Source organism: Duganella alba (assembly GCF_009674495.1).
GTDB classification, from domain to species: Bacteria; Pseudomonadota; Gammaproteobacteria; order Burkholderiales; family Burkholderiaceae_D; genus Rugamonas; species Rugamonas alba.
In genome coordinates this window covers 63,548-81,784 of record NZ_WKJN01000029.1, presented here as the reverse complement: position 1 = coordinate 81,784, position 18,237 = coordinate 63,548, and the positions used below count along the sequence as shown (strand labels likewise).

The 18,237-nt window shown below is 63.5% G+C and carries 20 protein-coding genes; 11 read left to right on the top strand and 9 right to left on the bottom strand.

Annotated elements, in window-relative coordinates; translation table 11 throughout:
- Window positions 1–90 precede the first annotated feature (90 nt).
- Genes GJ695_RS23330 through GJ695_RS23315 form a run of 4 tightly spaced genes read left to right on the top strand, consistent with a single transcriptional unit; the run spans window position 91 to window position 3,416 of the window.
- A complete protein-coding gene (locus tag GJ695_RS23330; RefSeq protein ID WP_166455327.1) occupies window positions 91–1,215 on the top strand; it encodes a VanZ family protein in 1,125 nt (374 codons plus the stop codon).
- Window positions 1,216–1,242: 27 nt separating this feature from the next.
- The gene (locus GJ695_RS23325; protein WP_110845716.1) at window positions 1,243–1,560 is read left to right on the top strand and encodes a (2Fe-2S) ferredoxin domain-containing protein; all 318 of its coding nucleotides are present in this window, start codon (window positions 1,243–1,245) and stop codon (window positions 1,558–1,560) included.
- Between the two features lie 5 nt (window positions 1,561–1,565).
- Window positions 1,566–2,228, top strand: a complete 663-nt coding sequence (locus GJ695_RS23320) for an alpha/beta hydrolase (protein ID WP_154369021.1) — start codon at window positions 1,566–1,568, stop codon at window positions 2,226–2,228.
- Window positions 2,229–2,270: 42 nt separating this feature from the next.
- Window positions 2,271–3,416, top strand: coding sequence for a D-alanyl-D-alanine carboxypeptidase family protein (locus tag GJ695_RS23315; protein WP_154369019.1), 1,146 nt, complete (start codon window positions 2,271–2,273; stop codon window positions 3,414–3,416).
- Between the two features lies 1 nt (window position 3,417).
- Here GJ695_RS23315 and GJ695_RS23310 read toward each other — a convergent pair whose 3' ends face one another.
- A complete protein-coding gene (locus GJ695_RS23310) occupies window positions 3,418–4,692 on the bottom strand; it encodes an EAL and HDOD domain-containing protein (protein ID WP_371866591.1) in 1,275 nt (424 codons plus the stop codon).
- Between the two features lie 82 nt (window positions 4,693–4,774).
- On the opposite strand from GJ695_RS23310, the gene GJ695_RS23305 reads away from it, so the two are divergent.
- The gene (locus GJ695_RS23305; protein WP_154369017.1) at window positions 4,775–5,686 is read left to right on the top strand and encodes an aldo/keto reductase; all 912 of its coding nucleotides are present in this window, start codon (window positions 4,775–4,777) and stop codon (window positions 5,684–5,686) included.
- Here GJ695_RS23305 and pssA read toward each other — a convergent pair whose 3' ends face one another.
- Window positions 5,687–6,448 (bottom strand): CDP-diacylglycerol--serine O-phosphatidyltransferase, encoded by a 762-nt coding sequence (gene pssA / locus GJ695_RS23300; RefSeq protein WP_154369027.1) that lies wholly within the window; start codon window positions 6,446–6,448, stop codon window positions 5,687–5,689.
- A 134-nt stretch (window positions 6,449–6,582) separates the two neighbouring features.
- Between pssA and GJ695_RS23295 the strand changes: the two genes are divergently transcribed.
- Together GJ695_RS23295 and GJ695_RS23290 are read left to right on the top strand one after the other, a co-directional pair.
- Window positions 6,583–7,542, top strand: a complete 960-nt coding sequence (locus GJ695_RS23295; protein ID WP_229260633.1) for a CAP domain-containing protein — start codon at window positions 6,583–6,585, stop codon at window positions 7,540–7,542.
- Between the two features lie 85 nt (window positions 7,543–7,627).
- On the top strand, window positions 7,628–8,248 hold the full coding sequence (locus tag GJ695_RS23290) for an Hpt domain-containing protein (RefSeq protein WP_154369013.1): 621 nt from the start codon (window positions 7,628–7,630) through the stop codon (window positions 8,246–8,248).
- 13 nt (window positions 8,249–8,261) lie between these two features.
- On the opposite strand, the gene GJ695_RS23285 is transcribed toward GJ695_RS23290, so the two are convergent.
- Window positions 8,262–8,471 (bottom strand): hypothetical protein, encoded by a 210-nt coding sequence (locus GJ695_RS23285; protein ID WP_154369010.1) that lies wholly within the window; start codon window positions 8,469–8,471, stop codon window positions 8,262–8,264.
- A gap of 258 nt (window positions 8,472–8,729) precedes the next feature.
- Between GJ695_RS23285 and GJ695_RS23280 the strand changes: the two genes are divergently transcribed.
- Together GJ695_RS23280 and GJ695_RS23275 are read left to right on the top strand one after the other, a co-directional pair.
- Entirely contained in the window at window positions 8,730–9,707 is a 978-nt protein-coding gene (locus GJ695_RS23280) for a sensor domain-containing diguanylate cyclase (RefSeq protein WP_154369008.1), read from the top strand.
- Window positions 9,704–10,639 (top strand): SMP-30/gluconolactonase/LRE family protein, encoded by a 936-nt coding sequence (locus tag GJ695_RS23275; RefSeq protein ID WP_154369006.1) that lies wholly within the window; start codon window positions 9,704–9,706, stop codon window positions 10,637–10,639. The genes GJ695_RS23280 and GJ695_RS23275 overlap by 4 nt, the downstream gene beginning before the upstream one ends.
- Here the strand turns inward: GJ695_RS23275 and GJ695_RS23270 are convergent.
- The 6 genes from GJ695_RS23270 to rpmH all read right to left on the bottom strand — a co-directional run bounded on the left by GJ695_RS23270 (window position 10,620) and on the right by rpmH (window position 15,210).
- Window positions 10,620–10,916, bottom strand: coding sequence for a DUF2442 domain-containing protein (locus GJ695_RS23270; protein ID WP_154369004.1), 297 nt, complete (start codon window positions 10,914–10,916; stop codon window positions 10,620–10,622). The two genes, GJ695_RS23275 and GJ695_RS23270, sit on opposite strands and share 20 nt — an antisense overlap.
- 233 nt (window positions 10,917–11,149) lie before the next feature.
- Window positions 11,150–12,529 carry a tRNA uridine-5-carboxymethylaminomethyl(34) synthesis GTPase MnmE gene (gene mnmE, locus GJ695_RS23265; protein WP_154369003.1) on the bottom strand — a complete coding sequence of 460 codons (1,380 nt, stop codon included), beginning with the start codon at window positions 12,527–12,529 and terminating at the stop codon, window positions 11,150–11,152.
- Between the two features lie 69 nt (window positions 12,530–12,598).
- Window positions 12,599–14,350 carry a membrane protein insertase YidC gene (gene yidC, locus GJ695_RS23260; RefSeq protein WP_154369000.1) on the bottom strand — a complete coding sequence of 584 codons (1,752 nt, stop codon included), beginning with the start codon at window positions 14,348–14,350 and terminating at the stop codon, window positions 12,599–12,601.
- Between the two features lie 9 nt (window positions 14,351–14,359).
- The gene (gene yidD / locus GJ695_RS23255) at window positions 14,360–14,617 is read right to left on the bottom strand and encodes a membrane protein insertion efficiency factor YidD (protein ID WP_154368997.1); all 258 of its coding nucleotides are present in this window, start codon (window positions 14,615–14,617) and stop codon (window positions 14,360–14,362) included.
- The gene (gene rnpA, locus GJ695_RS23250) at window positions 14,614–15,039 is read right to left on the bottom strand and encodes a ribonuclease P protein component (protein WP_166455325.1); all 426 of its coding nucleotides are present in this window, start codon (window positions 15,037–15,039) and stop codon (window positions 14,614–14,616) included. Before rnpA ends, yidD begins: the two co-directional genes overlap by 4 nt.
- Window positions 15,040–15,075: 36 nt before the next feature.
- Window positions 15,076–15,210 (bottom strand): 50S ribosomal protein L34, encoded by a 135-nt coding sequence (gene rpmH, locus GJ695_RS23245; protein ID WP_040378179.1) that lies wholly within the window; start codon window positions 15,208–15,210, stop codon window positions 15,076–15,078.
- 389 nt (window positions 15,211–15,599) lie between these two features.
- Here rpmH and dnaA point away from each other — a divergent pair, with 389 nt between their 5' ends.
- Window positions 15,600–17,000: a chromosomal replication initiator protein DnaA gene (gene dnaA / locus GJ695_RS23240; RefSeq protein ID WP_154368995.1), complete on the top strand. Its 1,401-nt coding sequence runs from the start codon at window positions 15,600–15,602 to the stop codon at window positions 16,998–17,000.
- Between the two features lie 100 nt (window positions 17,001–17,100).
- Window positions 17,101–18,207: a DNA polymerase III subunit beta gene (gene dnaN / locus GJ695_RS23235; protein WP_154361343.1), complete on the top strand. Its 1,107-nt coding sequence runs from the start codon at window positions 17,101–17,103 to the stop codon at window positions 18,205–18,207.
- The last annotated feature ends 30 nt before the right edge of the window (window positions 18,208–18,237 follow it).

The following is an 18,237-nucleotide window of genomic DNA, read 5'->3' as shown; positions in this document are numbered from 1 at the left end:
CCGCCCCCGGCGGACGCTCCAGCGCCTGCCGCCACACCAGGGCCGACGCCGGCGCAAGCTGCCGCACCGCCGGCGGACGCCAAGCCGCCGGTGACGCCGGCCACCCGCTCGTCGCCGATCACGCGCGCGGCGCTGCTGGCCTATCTGTTCCTGATCATCTACGCCAGCTGGTTCCCCTTCTCCGGCTGGCACAACCAGGGCCTGTCGCCGCTGATCTTCCTGGAAACGACCAGCATGCCGCGCTACTGGACCAAGTTCGACGCCATCACCAACGTGGTCGGCTACATCCCGCTCGGCACGCTGATCGTGTACGCGCTGTACCCGCGCATCAAAAACCTGTGGGCGCTGCTGATCGCCGCCGCCAGCGGCCTGCTGGTGTCCGGCACCATGGAGGCGGTGCAGACCTACCTGCCGACGCGCGTCTCCTCCAACCTGGACTTCTACACCAACGCGGTCGGCTGCGCCATCGGCGGCCTGATCGGCGTGCTGACCGTGCGCCGCCTGCTCGACCAGAGCCAGCTGCAGCGCCTGCGCCAGGCCTGGTTCGCGCCGCACGCCAGCCAGGGGCTGGTGCTGCTGGCGCTGTGGCCGCTGGCGCAGATCTATCCGCAGAACTTCCTGTACGGCCTGGGCCAGCTGCTGCCGATTTTGTCGGACTGGCTGTCGCAGCTGCTGGACATGGACATCGACCTGGCCGGCCTGATCCGCCCGGACGTCGACCTGACGGTGGAGCAATACTGGCTGTCGGAAACCATCATCACCGCCTGCGGCATGGTGGGCGCCGGCCTGACCCTGCTGTGCCTGCTGCGCAAGCCGGCGCCGCGCGGGCTGATGGTGGCGGCCATGATCGCCGCCTCGGTGCTGGTCAAGGGCCTGGCGACGGCGCTGCTGTTCTCGCCGGAAAACGCCTTTGTCTGGATCACGCCGGGCGCCGAGGGCGGCTTCCTGATCGGCGCCATCATGCTGGCCGGGCTGGCCTACGCGCCGCACGTGGCGCAGCGGCGGCTGGCGATCACCACCCTGCTGCTGGGCCTGGCCATCATCAATATCACGCCGGCCAACCCGTATTTCGTGGCCACTTTGCAAACATGGGTCCAGGGCAAGTTCCTGAACTTCAATGGCGCGGCGCAGTTCCTGTCGCTGCTGTGGCCGTTTTTTGCCGTCTGGTTCCTCTGGCTGCCGTCCCACAAGCTGAACGCGGCCAAGGTATCATAGCGGTTACGACTTTCAAGAGGCACGGCCATGAGCGATACCCCCTACTTCAAGCACCACGTGTTCTTCTGCATGAACAAGCGTGACGACGGCCGCAACAGCTGCGGCGACCACGGCGCCGAAGTCGCGCAAAAACACGCCAAGAAACGCTGCAAGCAACTCGACATCAACGGCCACGGCAAGGTCCGCATCAACCAGGCCGGCTGCCTGGACCGCTGCGAAGAAGGCCCGGTGCTGGTGGTCTACCCGGAAGGCACCTGGTACACCTATGTCGACACCAGCGATATCGATGAAATCATCGACAGCCACCTGGTCAACGGCCAGGTCGTCGAACGTCTGAAGATCTGAACCCCATGAACAAGAGCGAAAAATTCACCCTGGCCGGCGGCGCCGGCCAAATGGAAGGCGTCATCGACTATCCGGAGAGCGAGCCGCGCGGCGTGGCCCTGGTAGCGCACCCGCATCCGCTGTACGGCGGCACCATGGACAACAAGGTGGCGGTGACGCTGATGCGCACCTTCGTCGGCCTCGGCTACGTGGTGGCGCGCATCAACTTCCGCGGCGTCGGCCAGTCCGAAGGCGTGCACGACCACGGCCTCGGCGAAACCGACGACATGGCCATCGTGCACCACTGGATGACGGAAAAATATCCGGCACTGCCGGTGGCGCTGGCCGGGTTCTCCTTCGGCACCTTTGTGCAAACCCACCTGGCAAAGCGCCTGGCCGCCGCCGGCACGCCGGCCGAGCGCCTGGTGCTGGTCGGCGCCGCCGCCAAGAAATGGGAAATGGCCGACATCCCGGCCGACACCATCCTGATCCACGGCGAACAGGACGACACCATTCCGCTGCGCGACGTGCTGGACTGGCTGCGGCCGCAGGACATTCCGGTCATCGTCATCCCCGGCGCCGACCACTTCTTCCACCGCAAGCTCGGCCACATCAAGCGCTGGGTCATGCAGCTGTGGGGCCGTGGCGGCTTAACCGAAGCTGAAACGGACACCGCAAGCGCGGATTAAGCCACTATAATCATCGGGCTTTTAACTTTTACACCAGATCACATGAAGAAAATTATCGCGGCACTGGCCACCAGTGTGATGTTGATGACCTCGGCCGTGGCGCAAACGCTGCCGGCCCCGACCATCGCCGCCAAGTCCTGGCTGCTGCTGGACGCCACCAGCGGCCAGATCATCGCCTCGCAAGATCCGAACGCCCGCGTCGAACCGGCCTCGCTGACCAAGATCATGACCGCCTACGTGGTCTTCGGCGCGCTGCGCGACAAGAAGATCGACCTCAAGCAGATGGTCAACGTCTCCACCAAGGCCTGGAAAGTCGACACCAGCAGTTCGAAGATGTTCATCGATCCGGCCACGCCGGTCAGCATCAACGACCTGCTGTACGGCCTGATGGTGCAGTCGGGTAACGACGCCGCCGTCGCGCTGGCCGAAGCCGTTGCCGGCGACGAGGCCACCTTCGTGGTGCTGATGAACAAGGAAGCCCAGCGCCTGGGCCTGACCTCGACGCACTTCGCCAATCCGCACGGCCTGCCGTCGCCGGAAAACTACTCCACCGCGCAAGACCTGTCGGTGCTGGCCAAGCGCGTGATCCTGGACTATCCGGAGTTCTACAAGATCGACTCGGTGAAGACCTTCACCTACAACAAGATCACGCAGCCGAACCGCAACCGTCTGTTGTGGCTGGACCCGACCGTGGACGGCATGAAGACCGGCCACACCGAAGCGGCCGGCTACTGCATGATCGCCTCGGCGCACCGTCCGAACGGCGCCGGCGAACGCCGCCTGATCTCGGTGGTGCTGGGCACCTCGTCGGACCAGGTGCGCACGCAGGAAAGCCAGAAGCTGCTGAACTGGGGCTTCCAGAACTTCGATACCGTCAAGCTGTACTCCAAGGGCCAGGCGATCGCCACGCCGGAAATCTGGAAGGGGTCGAAGAACGCGGTCAAGATCGGCTTTGCCAACGACGTGATGGTGACCGTGCCGAAGGGCGTGGCAGGCAAGATGAAGCCGGCGCTGGAACGCAAGGACCCGCTGGTCGCGCCGCTGGCCGAGAACAGCCGCGTCGGCACCCTGAAGATGGTGGTCGATGGCAAGCCGATGCTGGAACTGCCGGTGGTGGCGCTGGAGACGGTCGAACAGGCCTCGATCTTCGGCCGCGCCTGGGATTCGATCCGTCTCTGGCTGAAATAACTCAGTCGGCGCCGGTGTGATGCATCGACTCCTGCGCCCACTTGAAGGCTGCCTGGCCCACCTCGGCCAGGCGGTCGATATCGATCTCCAGCGTTTCCGCAATCGCCAGCGCCTGCTCCACCTTGTCGCGCTGTAGCAGCAGCACCATGGTCAGATACGGGCTGTAGACGCTCTCATTGCCCAGCAATACCTCGCGGATGTCGTCCGACAGATGCATCTTGTCCACCAGATTGGCCATCGGCACCCCCAGCAGCACATCAAACAGCGACAGCAAGCCCACCAGGAACAATTCATCGCGCTTGGCCTGCGGCAGCGTGCTGCAGGTTTCCAGGAAACGCGCGCGGGTCAGCGCCACTTCCAGCAGCGACTCGTCGCGGTCCTTGTTGGCGCTGGTGCCCATGCGGAACATCGACACCGTCAGCCCGCGATACAGCTGGTTGCGGCCCAGCACCATGAACGCCTGCTGCAGACTGGTCACCTTGGTGGCCTGGCCGTTGACCGGCGCATTCGCCCATTGCAGCACCTGGTAGGTCATGCCGGGATCGCGCTTGGCCACCTCGATCATGGCCGGCAGCTCGGCGTCGGTGCGCAGCAGATTCAGCAGCTCGATCGAGGTCATGCGGCTTTGATCGATCTTGGCGTCCGGATCGACCTCGTCGCTGGTGGTCAGGAACTGGCCCATGAAATAGCTGGCGCCCCACGAGGCGCACATGCGTTGCTCGTCCCAGGATTCGACGCCGTCGACCACCAGCTTCAGTTCCGGATGGCGCAGGTGCAGCTGCTTGCAGAAGCCCTGCAGTTCGGTCAGCGGATGCTCGCCCAGGTGCAGCAGCGCCATGTCGGCCTGCGACAGCAGGTCGGCGTCCGCCTCGCCCAGCGTGAAGCCGTGCAGCGCGATGCTGGCGCCGGCGGCACGCAGTGCCGGCACGGCGGCGGCGGCTTCGCGGTCCAGCAGGAAAACGGTATGCGGCGCGGCCAACGGCAGGTGCAGGCCGGCGGCCACGGCGCCGGCGCCGATCGGCACCAGCGCGATGCGGCCCTGGGCGAACTCGGGCACCTGGGCCGCCACCAGCGCATCGACCAGTTCCGGCGCCGGCAGCGCGGCATTGAAACGGTAGCCGGCCAGCCGCTGCTGGCTGTCGACGATTTCGGCACGGGTGATGATAACGGATGGCTGGGGCGGCTGCTCCTCGGCAGCGGCAGGGGCGCCGGCGGGCGCCGGGGCGGGCGATGGGTCAGGTTCGGACTTCGACTTCAGAAACGATAAAAATCCCACGTTGATCTCTCCGGTTTCGGTCTGGCGTACCTGCCGATCATACTATAATTCTTGCCTCTTACTAACCTTGGAAAGCTTTCACATGACCGATCTCTCCTGCCCTTCCCTCGTCACCTACCAAGGCGGCCTGACGCTGTCGCGCATCGTGGCCGGCATGTGGCGCATGAATGAATGGAACCTGACGCCGCAGCAGCGCGTCGAGTGGATCGAGCAGGCGCTGGCCATGGGCGTCACCAGCTTCGACCACGCCGACATCTACGGCGGCTACGGCGTCGAAGCCACCTTCGGCGAAGCGCTGGCCTTGCAGCCTGCGCTGCGCGACAAGATGCAGATCGTCAGCAAATGCGGCATCAAGCTGGTCAACGAGGCGCGCCCGGAGCACACCATCCAGCACTATGACACCAGCGCCAGCCACATCATCGCCTCGGCCGAGAACTCGCTGCGCCAGCTGCGCACCGACCACCTGGACCTGCTGCTGATCCACCGTCCGGACCCGCTGATGAACTTTGACGAGATCGCCGGCGCCTTCCAGCAGTTGAAAAAAGACGGCAAGGTCAAGCACTTCGGCGTGTCCAACTTCGCCCGCCACCAGTTCGAAAGCCTGAACCGCCGCATTCCGCTGGCCACCAACCAGGTGGAATTCTCGCCGCTGTACGTGGCGCCGATGTTCGACGAAACCTTCGACGGCCTGCAGGATTTGGGCGTGGCGCCGATGATCTGGTCGCCATTGGGCGGCGGCCGCCTGTTCAGCAGCGACGACGCCACCGGCGTGCGCGTGCGCGCGGCGATCCAGAAGGTGGCCGACGAACTGCAACGTCCGTTCGGCAGCGTGGTGTTTGCGTGGATTATGCAGCTGCCGAGCCGCCCGGTGCCGTTGACCGGTTCGGGCCGCATCCAGGCGGTGAGGGAAGCGGTGGAAGCGACCCAGTTCAGCCTGAGCCGCAGCCAGTGGTTCGAGATCCTGCGCGCGGCACGCGGCCACGAAGTGGCGTGATCAGGTTTCGTCGTCGTACACGACCGGCGGGGCGACACCCGTCCAGCCGGTCTTCCACGCCGCGTTCAGCGCCAGCGTGCCGACGATGTAGACCAGGAAGAACAGCACGAAGTACGACACCTGCAGCCATGCCAGCAGGCCCAGGTTAATCAGCAGCACCACCAGCGCGCCCCAGCTTTTCTTCTGCTTGGAGCTGGGGAAGCGCACGGTCGACACCATCAGGCTGCCGACCACGAACAGCAGCAGCACCACCAGCGCGCCGTGCAGCACCGTCGACGACGGATTCGGCCACGCCACCACCACCGAGGCCACGCAGGCCGCGCCGGCCGTGATCGGCATGCCGACAAAATAGCGCGGATCGGTGCGTCCCACATTCACATTGAAGCGCGCCAGCCGCAACGCGCCGCACGCCACGAAGAAGAAACTGGCGATGCCGCCCATGCGCAGCAGCGTCGGATGGTCCGCGCCCAGCAGCTGGAAACCGTAGCAGTACAGCAGCAGGCCCGGCGCACAGCCGAAGTTCATCACGTCGGCGATGGAGTCGAGCTGCATGCCGAAATCGGAGGTGGTGTTGGTGGCGCGCGCCACCAGGCCGTCCAGCGCGTCGAACACGCCGGCCAGCACCAGCAGCACGGCGGCCAGGCGGTAGTCGCCGGGATCGCCGACAAAGGCGTTGTCGACGGAAATGACGATGCTGCCGAAACCGCAGGCGATCGACATCAGCGTGACCATGCTGGGCAAAGCAAACTTGGCGCGCTGCATGCGCGGATGGTGTAATGGCTTCAAAGCGGTGCAATTCTAAATAAAGGGCAAGCTTACCATTTTTAGCACATCCCTAACGCGTGCGGCGGTTTGGAAAACTGGCATAAAATCCCCGCATGGCTTGGGAGTGGATCATGGAGAAATGGCGGCTAGCGCTGGCAGGGCTGTTGATCGCGTCGTTACTGGCCGCCTGCGGTGGTGGTGGCGGCAGCGACAATGTCGCCGTTACCGGCCCGACCACCACCATGCCGCCGCTGACGCAGGAGCCGGGCGCGCCCACCATGACGGGCAGTACCGCCACCGACGGTTTCAACTGGATCAACTACCGGCGTGCGCAGCTGGGCCTGTCGGTGCTGTCGCGCAATGACCTGATCGCCAAGGCGGCGCAGGCGCATTCCGACTACCAGCGCCTGAACAACACCATCACCCACGAAGAGACGCCGGGACTGCCCGGCTTTACAGGCGTCGGTCTGGTCGACCGCCTGAACGCCGCCGGCTACACGCTGGTCAACCGCACCTTCGCCGCCGGCGAGGTCATTTCCGCCACCAGCAACAACTCCGGCTTCTACCAGGCCGAGGAACTGATCACCGCCATCTACCACCGCTTCGTCATTTTCGAGCCGATGTTCCGCGAGCTGGGCACGGGCGCCGCGACGGCCAGCGGCGGCACCACCTATTTCACCGCCGACTTCGGCGTGGTCGACAGCTACAGCGGGCTGGGCGCCGGCCGCTTCGTCACGTATCCAAAAGACAAGCAAACCAATGTCCCGGTCAACTTCTTCAGCGACAGCGAATCGCCCGACCCGGTGCCGGGCCAGAACGAGGTCGGCTATCCGATCAGCGTGCACGGCGACGGCTACGGCGGCAACGCCGGCGCCGTGGTGGTGCAGAGCTTCACCGTGGCGCCACATGGCGGTTCCGCGCTGAGTACGCGCTTACTCAGCTATGCCGCCGGCACCGCCGGCACCACCCGGACCGCGGCCGCCATCGTGCCGCTGGCGGCGCTCAAAAGCGCCACCACCTACGACGTCAGCTTCAGCGGCTCGGTGGGCGGCGCGGCGGTCAGCTACAGCTGGTCGTTCACCACCAAATAAAGCAAGAGATGTTGCACAATTTTAACTGTGCATTCGGCCGCGTCTGCTATCTTAGCGGGTAATACCTTCAGCAGAACAGCGCCCGATGACCTCGACTCCTCCCCTGACCACGTCGCCCGCAGGCGGCCATATCCTGCAAGTGGAAACCGGCTTGCAGCAGCTGATGGGCGACCGCGAGCTGTATCTGCAAATCCTGCGCCGCTTCCGCCAGCGCTATCCCGACAGCGGCTGCGAGGCGCGCAAGGCGCTGGCCGAGGGCGAACCGGGCCAGGCGCAGCACATCATCCACACGCTCAAGGGCGCGGCCGGCATGATCGGCGCGCAGCAGGTGTATCTGCTGGCGGCGCAGCTGGAGCCGCTGTGCGCCGGACCGGACCGCGTATGGTCGGCGCCGCTGGCGCAGCTGGAACTGGCGCTGCGCGCCCTGGTGCTGGCCATCGACGAGGTGCTGGACGGCGATCCGCAGCAGACGCTGGCGGCCAACGCGCAGGACGCTGCGGCGGCGATGCCCGAAACGCGCATGCTGTTGCTGCATCTGGTACGACTGCTGGATGAAGGCGATGGCGCGGCGATCGATGTGCTGGAGCAATCGGCCACGGTGCTGGCGGCAAGCCTGGGAGTGGAGGTATTTCAGGAAGTGACGGAAGCGGCGCACCAGTTCGATTTTGAAACGGCGCTGGCGACCTTGCAGGCGACGCTGGACTGACAGTCCTGCCGCGCTAGCGGGTGAATTCCTTCTCTTCGTCAAACGCGTCGGCGCATTCCTTGTCGCAAAAACGACGCACATTATCCAGCGGTTTTTCGCAATACCAGCACGATCCCTTGGGCGGCAGCATCTGGCGTGTGCGCGCCGGTGGGGCGGACGCCGCCGCGGCGGGCGGCGGCATGCCGGCGCCGTCATCCGGGACGCTTTCTTGTATCGGTTCCACGATCCCCTCCTTCCAGGCCAAGCACAGGTAAGTTGCAAGATTACTTCAGCGGAATTGCCACGGACATGAGATTTCTCAACGGTTGCCTGAAACCGCACAGCCGTTTGCGACGATCAATAATAGCAGGTTAAATGCGACGGCCACATCCACCACCCGCTCCAATATTTTCAATGAAAAAGGGCGAAGCGATAGTGCTGCAAGGCTGACCGCTGCCCTTATAATCGTGACACGATTATTCTTCCCACCAGGAAATCAAGCATGTCAGAACACGCAAGCTCCCCGGTTAGCCCCCCGTTGTCCGCGCGCGTGCTCGGGCTGGCCCAACTGGGACTGATCGTCCTCGACACCGAGCATCGCATCGTCATGTGGAACCAGTGGATGGCCAGCCGTTCGGGCAAATCCGCGCACCGCGTGCAGGGACAGGATCTGTTCGACCTGTACGGCGAACTGCGCGGCCAGCGGCTGGAGCAGGCGGTGCACAGCGCGATGCAGAGCAACCTGCCGCAGCAGCTGTCGCCGGCGCTCAATCCGTCGCCGTTTCCGCTCTATCCGGCCGGCACCTGGGGCGGCGAGCGCGTCGAGCAGGCGGTGTCGGTGACACCGTTCAACGAGGGCAAGGAGCGCTACTGCCTGATCGAAGTGAGCGACATCAGCACCATCGTCGGCCGCGAGCGCCAGCTGCGCAGCCAGGCCGAACAGCTGCGCGCGCAATCGTATGTGGACGGCCTGACCGGCATCGCCAACCGCCGCCACTTCGACGTCGCGCTGGACCGCGAGCTGCGGCGCGCGCTGCGCAACGAAGGCCAGCTGTCGCTGCTGCTGATGGACATCGACTCGTTCAAGGCCTACAACGACCACTTCGGTCACCAGCAGGGCGACGCCTGCCTGACGCTGGTGGCCGAAGCCTTCGCCGCCACGCTGCAACGGCCGGCCGACCTGGCGGCGCGCTACGGCGGCGAGGAATTCGGCGCGGTATTGCCGGACACCAGCAGCGAGCAGGCGGCGCAGGTGGCCGAAACCATCCGCGCGCGGATCGGCGCGCTGGCCATCACCCACTCGCCGGCGGCGACGCGGCCACACGTCACCATGAGCATCGGCGTGGCCACCTTCGACAAGGACAAGCTGGCCGATGCCGCCGCCATGCTGGCCGCCGCCGACAGTTGCCTGTATGCTGCGAAAAAAGCCGGGCGCGACTGCGTCATCGTCTATCGTCATCAACAGGAGAATGCAGCATGATGTTACGCAGTAGCTTGATCTTGGCGGCCGTGCTGGCCGCGCCGTATGCGGTGTCCGCGCCGCTGGCGTGCAGCGGCAAGGCGCCGTCCGGTGAACTGACGGCGACGCGCATCGCCGCCGCCAATCCCACCCGCAGCGAGCCAGGCCTGTACGAGGGACCGGTGTGGGTCAAGGACGCGCTGTACTTCTCCGACTTCACCTTCGGTCCTGGCTTCCCGTCGCGTATCATGAAGCTGGACGCCAGCGGCAAGGTCAGCGTGGCGATCGAGGACAGCGGCAGCAACGGCCTGGCGACGGACGGCCACGGCAACATCATCGCCGCCACGCACAAGTGGAAGTCGGTGTCGCTGTTCACGCTGGACGGCAAGCGCAGCGACCTGGTCAGCAAGTTCGACGGCAATGTCTTCAACTCGCCGAACGACATGGCGCTGGCGGCGGACGACACGCTGTACTTCAGCGATCCGGACTTTCAGCGCACCGCCGCGCCGGGCGGCCAGGACAAGACGCGCGTCTACCGTGTCGGCAACGATGGCAAGATCACGGTGGTGGATGACACGCTGCAAAATCCGAATGGCGTATCGCTGTCGCCGAACGGTGATGTGCTGTACGTGAACGGCATGGTGGGCGACCACGGCGTGCTGCGCGCTTACCCGATCGTCAACGGCCAGCCGCAGCAGGGCAAGGACCTGGTCAGTCCGCTGGGCATCCCGGACGGCATGGCGGTGGACTGCTACGGCAACATCTACGTGAGCGAGCACACCGACAAGCGGCTGCGCGTGTTCACGCCGGCGGGCAAGCACATCGCCACGATCAAGGTCGACGCCAACGTCACCAACGCCGCCTTCGGAGGCGCTGACGGCAAGACCCTCTACATCACCGGCGCCGGCGCCGTCTGGCAACTCAAACTCGACGTCACGGGCTCGCCGTACTAAGCAACAGTGCCGGCAAATAAATGTCGGCATCAATCTTTGGGAAATATATGCCCTGTCCGTAGGGACTGATCTGCGCATCGATCAGATCCTCCGGCTGCGCTTTTTCAAGGCCACGAATAGCTGGCGGCGCTACAGCGATATGCTGGCCATTCGACAACAGGATAATCAGCCGCGCGCTGGCGCTGTCGTATCGTACGGCGACAGCGGCTGGGAATTTGGCAAGCATCTCGGCACCACGCCGGTTGGCTGCTTCAAACTCGCTATCAGTAATGTCCATGAATCACCCTCCATTTCACGCACAGCGCAGCGACAGAGGGCCGCCAGGGCAATGCAAGTCTATCACTGCTTTGTGATCAGGACCGAGGAGATGCGCGTGTGCCGGGCGATGGTCGTTCAGATAAATAACAACTCGCACCCCGGAAATTGACATTAAAGTTGGCATGATGGTTTGCGCTCCAAACCGCCAATTTGTCACGCAAAAGGCTGGCGCCCTTTGCGTGAACTCAACCATTACTTGCCTATGCAGAAGCGGCTGAAGATGACGCCCAGCAGGTCGTCGGAGGAGAAGGCGCCCGTGATGCTCGACAGCTGGACTTGCGCCAGGCGCAGTTCTTCGGCGAACAGGTCCAGCGACTGGTCGTTTTGCGCGGCATGCTCGCCGGCGCGCGCCAGGTGGGCGCCGGCGTTTTTCAGGGCGATCAGGTGGCGTTCGCGCGCCAAGTACAGCGACTCGCCCGTCTGCTGCCAGCCGGCGATGCGCAGCAGTTCCTTGCGCAGCAAATCAATCCCGACGTGGTCGTGCGCCGACAGGTAGATGTGGGTGGCGTCTTCCATCACGTCCACCGCCGGCTTGTGGCCCGACAGATCGATCTTGTTCCAGATGCGCAGCACCGGCACGCCTTCCGGGAAGGCGGCGGTGATGTTTTCGTCCGAACGCGACGGGCCGTGGTCGGCATCCAGCAGGTGCAGGATGACGTCGGCCTTGGCCACTTCGCTCCAGGTGCGTTCGATGCCGATGCGCTCGACCACGTCGATCGCCTCTTCTGGCGCGCGGATGCCGGCGGTGTCGATGATGTTGAGCGGAATGCCTTCGATCTGGATGGTCTCGGTGACCTTGTCGCGCGTGGTGCCGGCAATCGGCGTGACGATGGCGACGTCGTTGCCGGCCAGCGCATTCAGCAGCGACGATTTGCCGACGTTCGGCTGGCCCACCAGCACCACGTTCAGCCCTTCGCGCAGCAGCGCGCCTTGCGCCGCCTGCCTGAACACCTGCTCCAGCGCTTCGACGATGCCTTTCAGCTGGCCGCGCGCGTCGGATTTTTCCAGGAAGTCGATTTCCTCTTCCGGGAAATCCAGCGTCGCTTCCACCAGCATGCGCAGGTTGGTGACGCTGCCCACCAGCGTGTTGACGGTTTTCGAGAACGCCCCCGACAGCGATTGCGACGCCGATTTGGCCGCCGCTTCGGTCGAGGCGTCGATCAGGTCGGCCACCGCTTCGGCCTGCGCCAGGTCGAGCTTGTCATTGAGGTAGGCGCGGCGCGTGAATTCGCCCGGCTCGGCCAGCCGCAGGCCCAGGTCTTCACCGGCCTCCAGCACGCGCGCCAGCAGCATTTGCAGCACCACCGGGCCGCCGTGGCCCTGCAGTTCCAGCACGTCTTCCCCGGTGTACGAGTTCGGGCCCTTGAACCAGATGGCGATGCCCTGGTCGATGATGCTGCCGTCGGCCTGCTTGAACGGGATGTAGGTGGCGTGGCGCGGCTTGAGCGCGTCGCCGCCGAACAGCGCGCCGATCAACGCTTGCAGGTTTTTGCCGGAGGCGCGCACGACGCCGATGCCGCCGCGTCCTGGTGCAGTGGCGATGGCGGCGATAGGGGAAGAGTCGATGTTCATATGACAGATTGTATTAGATAAAAAAAGCCCGCGTTCAACGCGGGCTTTAAAAGCAACAGCTTGCGGCAATTAAGCCTTGGCAGGCGCCGGCGTACCGAATTTCTTGGAAATCACATACTGTTGAGCAATCGACAGCACGTTGTTCACCACCCAGTACAGCACCAGGCCGGACGGGAAGAAGAAGAACATCACCGAGAACGCCAGCGGCATGAACAGCATCATCTTCGCTTGCATCGGATCGGCAGGCGCCGGATTCAGCTTGGTGGTGATGAACATCGAAATCGCGTACAGCACCGGCAGGATCGCATACGGGTCATGTTGCGCCAGATCGGTGATCCAGCCCATCCACGGCGCGCCGCGGATTTCCACCGCCGACTGCAGCACGTAGTACAGCGAGATGAACACCGGCATCTGCACCAGGATCGGCAGGCAGCCGCCCAGCGGATTGATCTTCTCCTGCTTGTACAGTTCCATCGTGGCCTGGTTCATCTTGGCCGGATCGCCCTTGTAGCGCTCGCGGATGGCTTGCATCTTCGGCGTCACCAGCTTGACCTTGGCCATGCTGCGGTAACCGGCAGCCGACAGCGGGAAGAACAGCAGCTTGATCAGGATGGTGAAGGCGATGATGGTCCAGCCCCAGTTGCCCAGCAGCGAGTGGATGTAGTTGATCACGGCGAACATCGGCTTGGCAATCATCGCCAGCCAGCCGTAGTCGCGCACCAGCACCAGACCCGGCGTGACCGGCTCCAGCAGCGCGTTTTCCTGCGGACCGGAGAACAGCTTGGCGTCGTTGCTGACGGTCGCGCCCGGCGCGATGGTGCCCAGCGGCTGCTTGATCGCTATGCCGTAAAGGTTGGTGCCGATCTCGGTCGTCTCGATATCGTGCATCAGCTTAGGTTGCGGCACGAAGGCCGAGACGAAGAAGTGCTGCGAGATGGCGATCCAGCCGTTGTCCGCCTTGATAGCGTGATCCTGTACCATCGGCTTGCCCGTTTCGCGGGCAGCTTTGGCTTCCTTGGCGATCGACTCGAACTTCAGCTTCTCGTAGTGCTTTTCTTCGGTGTACAGCGTCGGACCGGTGTAGCTGCTGTTGAAGAACGAATCGCCAGCCGGTTTGTTGCCATCGTGCGCCAGCTGCAGATACAGCTGCGGCGCCACCGGCGCGGTACCGGTATTGGTGACGTCGTGGCGTACATCGATGACATAGTCGCCACGCTTGAAGGTGAAGGTCTTGGTCAGCTTGACGCCGCCCGATTCCGATTCCAGCACCAGTTGGACCTGGTTCGCGTCGTTCAGCATGCGCGCGCCCGGCTTGGCCACAAAGCCGCTGTCGTGGTTAGGCAGGCCAGCGCCGATCAGGCCGGTACGCGCCAGGTAGGTCTTGCCCGTGCCGGCGTCCACGTCGAACAGCACCACGTTCTTGCTGTTGTCGCCTGGTTTGCACCACTCGAACAGGCCGCCGCAGCCGCCGAACCAGCCTGGGTGGCCGTTTTCCTTGTACTTCAGCAGTTCCAGGCGCTTGATGACGCCGCCCTGGGTGTCGATGTCGGCGCGGATCACGTCGGTGGTGATGGTGATGCGCTCGGCCTTGAACGGCACAGCGTCGGTCGCGGCGGCAGCGCCCGCTCCTGGCACGGCGCCGGCGGCGTTGGCCGCGGCGGGTGCGTCGGATTTCTTCGCGTCAGGCGCCTTGGCGGCCTGGGCCGGAGGCGGTGGCGCGAACATCGATGGCTTCCCGTTCGAGACTTGCCAATTGTTCCAGAGCAGGAACGTCGACACCACGAACACGATCCACAGGATGGTTTTACGATTGATATCCATTAGGTATTTTCAGGAGTGGTTGCAACCGCAAGCGGTCGTTGAAGAATTCGATTTGGCCGGCGGCACCGGGTCGACCCCGCCGTCGTTCCACGGATGGCAACGGCAGACGCGCTTGACGGCCAGCCAGCTGCCCTTGCCGGCGCCGTGGACCTGCAGCGCTTCCAGCGCATAGTTCGAGCAGGTCGGATAAAACCGGCAGCTCGGCGTCATCATCGGGCTGATGGCCAGTTGATAAAAGCGCAAGAGGAAGCGGAGCACGGTTTTCATGGCGACCTAGGTGGAGGCGGCGGCGATGAAGGCAAGGCCAATTTGGCCTGCGCGGCGAACAGACGCGTCAATTCCACCCGCAAGGCTGCCTTCAGCTTTGCAGTGGTGGCTGGTCCGTCCTTGCTGTTGACCGGCTTGGCCAGACGCACCACGCAATCGATGGCCGGCAGGCCGGTGGTGCGGAACAGCTCGCGGGTCACGCGCTTGATCGTGTTGCGGGTGACGGCGCGCGGCGCAAAGCGCTTGGCCACCACGACGCCCAGCCGCGCATGCGGCAGTTGGTTCAGACGGGTGTACAGCACGAAGTGCGCGCTTTTTTGGCTGGGGCGCAAACGAAAAACGGATGAAAATTCATCCGTTTTAACGATACGCCGAGCGCGCGCGAAGTCGTGTGAACCTTCGCCTGTCGAGCCGCTGTTGATGCAGCTGTCCACGCGATCAGCTAACAAGCTAATGGCTTATACAGCCAGACGCTTGCGGCCTTTGGCGCGGCGTGCGTTCAGCACTTGGCGGCCACCACGGGTAGCCATGCGTGCGCGGAAGCCGTGGGTACGCTTACGGCGTACAACGGAAGGTTGGTAAGTACGTTTCATGTTGGTCTCGCTTAAAGCAGAAAAAAATGCAAAATCGGGTCAGACGGCCCGTCAGTTTTTGGTGCCAATGACACTTCGCGCACCTATGCCAACGCTATCCGGCACAAGCTGGGTCCATCTCATCGCCCGCTAAATCCTCGCTACTCCATATCGCTATCCATGTGAAGAAACAAGGAATACGGGCGGGGAACCCTGAATTATCAGCATTTCGGCCCTGCTTGTCAACAACCAACTGCCGCGCCTTGCCTGCCCGGGCTTGCCAAAAGACAGAAAAAATCCTGACGCGCCTGTGGATAACTTTGGCGAGCGAGAGTAGAATAGCGCGTTACGTGTGAAAAACTTCGAAGTTGCCCACACCCTTATACAGTACGAATACAGATAGTCGATTCATGGAAAATTTCTGGCAGACCTGCTCCGCCCAGCTGGAGCTGGAGCTGACGCCGCAACAATTCAGCGCCTGGATTAAGCCGCTTATCCCCCTCGATTACGAGGCGGGCAAGCTGCGCGTGGCCGCACCCAACCGCTTCAAGCTGGACTGGGTGAAGACCCAGTTCGCCAGCCGCATCACGGCGCTGGCCTGCCAGTACTGGGAGCAGCCGACCGAGGTGCAGTTCGTGCTCGACCCGCGCCTGTCGGCGCCGAAAAAGGTCGCGACCACCGCGCCGGTGCCGGACGTCAACGGCGGCGCGCCGACCAACAACGCGCGCATGGCGGTCGACCCGGCGCCGTCGGTGCCGGAAATGCCGGCCTCGGCCCAGCCGCGCCGCGAGCAGAGCCGCATCAACACCGACCTGACCTTCGACAGCTTCGTGACCGGTAAGGCCAACCAGCTGGCGCGCGCCGCCGCCATCCAGGTGGCCAACAATCCGGGCGTGTCATACAACCCGCTGTTCTTCTACGGCGGCGTCGGCCTGGGCAAGACCCACTTGATCCACGCCATCGGCAACCAGGTGATGGCCGATCAGCCGGGCGCGCGCATCCGCTACATCCACGCCGAGCAATATGTGCGCGACGTGGTGACCGCTTACCAGCGCAAGGGTTTCGACGATTTCAAGCATTACTACCACTCGCTGGACATGCTGCTGATCGACGATATTCAATTCTTCGGCGGCAAGAGCCGCACGCAGGAAGAATTCTTCTACGCGTTTGAAGCGCTGATCGCCGCCAAGAAACAGATCATCATCACCTCGGACACCTATCCGAAGGAGATCACCGGCATGGACGACCGCCTGATCTCGCGCTTCGACTCCGGCCTGACGGTGGCGATCGAGCCGCCCGAGCTGGAAATGCGCGTGGCGATTCTGCTGAAAAAAGCCAAGCAGGAAGGCGTGACCTTCTCCGACGACGTCGCCTTCTTCGTGGCCAAGCACCTGCGCTCCAACGTGCGCGAGCTGGAAGGCGCGCTGCGCAAGATCCTGGCGTATTCGCGTTTCCACGGCAAGGACATCACGATCGACATCGTGAAGGAAGCGCTGAAAGACCTGCTGTCGGTGCAGAACCGCCAGATTTCGGTGGAAAACATCCAGAAAACCGTGGCCGACTTCTTCAACATCAAGGTGGCGGACATGTATTCGAAGCGCCGGCCGGCCAATATCGCCCGTCCGCGCCAGATCGCCATGTACCTGGCCAAGGAACTGACCCAGAAGAGTCTGCCGGAGATCGGCGAACTGTTCGGCGGCCGCGACCACACCACGGTGCTGCACGCGGTGCGCAAGATTGCCCTGGACCGTACCAAAAACCCCGAGTGCAACCACGAGCTGCACGTGCTGGAACAGACGCTGAAAGGCTAGCCTGCGACAGGGATTGGCTTTATCATTTAGTCAAACCTGTGCGGCTGCTCACAAGGCAAAAAGTACTGAAAACATCGTTAATTTTTTTTGAGGATAATCTATGCAATTGGTCAAAACCACCCGAGATACGCTACTCCGGCCACTGCAGATCGTGAGCGGTATTGTCGAGCGTCGGCACACTATGCCGATTCTGGCCAATATCCTCATCCGCAAAGAGGGCGAGAGCGTATCCTTCCTGTCGACCGACACCGAAGTACAGATCACCACCAACGCTGAAATCGGCTCCGGCGCCGACGTCACCGGCACCACCGTGGCCGCGCGCAAGCTGCTCGACATCCTGCGCGCGCTGCCGGAATCGGGCGACGTCACTATCACGCTGCAAAACAAGCGCCTGGCCGTACAGTCGGGCAAATCGCGCTTCGCGCTGCAAACCCTGGCGGCCGAGGAGTTCCCGACCGTGCAGCAGGCCGACAGCTACAGCGCCACCGTGACCCTGCCGCAGAAGACGCTCAAGCACCTGTTCAACATGGTGCACTTCTCGATGGCCCAGCAGGACATCCGCTACTACCTGAACGGCCTGCTGCTGGTGCTCGACGGCCAGAACGTCATCGCCGTGGCCACCGACGGCCACCGCCTGGCCTTCTGCCAGGTCGAGACCGAGCAGACCTTCGCGCGCCAGGAAGTGATCATCCCGCGCAAGACCATCATCGAACTGCAGCGCCTGCTGGAAGAAAACGACGAGCCGGTGCAGCTCGACATCGCCGCCAACCAGGTCAAGCTGACCTTTGCCGACATCGAGCTGATCTCGAAACTGGTGGAAGGCAAGTTCCCGGATTACACCCGCGTGATTCCAAAGGGCTACAAGAACGAATTCACGATCGGCCGCGATGAACTGCTGCGCTCGCTGCAACGCGCCGCCATCATGACCAGCGACAAATTCAAGGGCGTGCGCTGCATCATCACGCCGGGCAGCATGAAGATCAGCTCGACCAATGCCGACCAGGAAGAGGCGGTCGAGGAACTGGAAATCGACTACGGCGGCGACAGCGTCGACATCGGCTTCAACGTCACCTACCTGCTGGACGTGCTGAACAACCTGAAATGCGACCAGGTCAACGTCGCGCTCGGCGATTCGAACTCGTCGGCGCTGATCTCGATCCCGGAAAATGCCGACTTCAAGTACGTCGTCATGCCGATGCGCATTTAAGCCTGACCCGCTCAGCACCTTAGTAATCGA

Excerpts from the sequence above, each read along its gene's own strand:
- yidC (WP_154369000.1), bottom strand. The coding sequence starts at position 14,350 with ATGGATATCAATCGTAAAACCATCCTGTGGATCGTGTTCGTGGTGTCG.
- GJ695_RS23290 (WP_154369013.1), top strand. The coding sequence starts at position 7,628 with ATGACCTCGACTCCTCCCCTGACCACGTCGCCCGCAGGCGGCCATATC.
- mnmE (WP_154369003.1), bottom strand. The coding sequence starts at position 12,529 with ATGAACATCGACTCTTCCCCTATCGCCGCCATCGCCACTGCACCAGGA.
- GJ695_RS23325 (WP_110845716.1), top strand. The coding sequence starts at position 1,243 with ATGAGCGATACCCCCTACTTCAAGCACCACGTGTTCTTCTGCATGAAC.
- GJ695_RS23295 (WP_229260633.1), top strand. The coding sequence starts at position 6,583 with ATGGAGAAATGGCGGCTAGCGCTGGCAGGGCTGTTGATCGCGTCGTTA.
- GJ695_RS23270 (WP_154369004.1), bottom strand. The coding sequence starts at position 10,916 with ATGGACATTACTGATAGCGAGTTTGAAGCAGCCAACCGGCGTGGTGCC.
- dnaN (WP_154361343.1), top strand. The coding sequence starts at position 17,101 with ATGCAATTGGTCAAAACCACCCGAGATACGCTACTCCGGCCACTGCAG.
- GJ695_RS23280 (WP_154369008.1), top strand. The coding sequence starts at position 8,730 with ATGTCAGAACACGCAAGCTCCCCGGTTAGCCCCCCGTTGTCCGCGCGC.
- yidD (WP_154368997.1), bottom strand. The coding sequence starts at position 14,617 with ATGAAAACCGTGCTCCGCTTCCTCTTGCGCTTTTATCAACTGGCCATC.
- dnaA (WP_154368995.1), top strand. The coding sequence starts at position 15,600 with ATGGAAAATTTCTGGCAGACCTGCTCCGCCCAGCTGGAGCTGGAGCTG.
- GJ695_RS23320 (WP_154369021.1), top strand. The coding sequence starts at position 1,566 with ATGAACAAGAGCGAAAAATTCACCCTGGCCGGCGGCGCCGGCCAAATG.
- rpmH (WP_040378179.1), bottom strand. The coding sequence starts at position 15,210 with ATGAAACGTACTTACCAACCTTCCGTTGTACGCCGTAAGCGTACCCAC.
- GJ695_RS23315 (WP_154369019.1), top strand. The coding sequence starts at position 2,271 with ATGAAGAAAATTATCGCGGCACTGGCCACCAGTGTGATGTTGATGACC.
- pssA (WP_154369027.1), bottom strand. The coding sequence starts at position 6,448 with ATGCAGCGCGCCAAGTTTGCTTTGCCCAGCATGGTCACGCTGATGTCG.
- GJ695_RS23275 (WP_154369006.1), top strand. The coding sequence starts at position 9,704 with ATGATGTTACGCAGTAGCTTGATCTTGGCGGCCGTGCTGGCCGCGCCG.
- GJ695_RS23305 (WP_154369017.1), top strand. The coding sequence starts at position 4,775 with ATGACCGATCTCTCCTGCCCTTCCCTCGTCACCTACCAAGGCGGCCTG.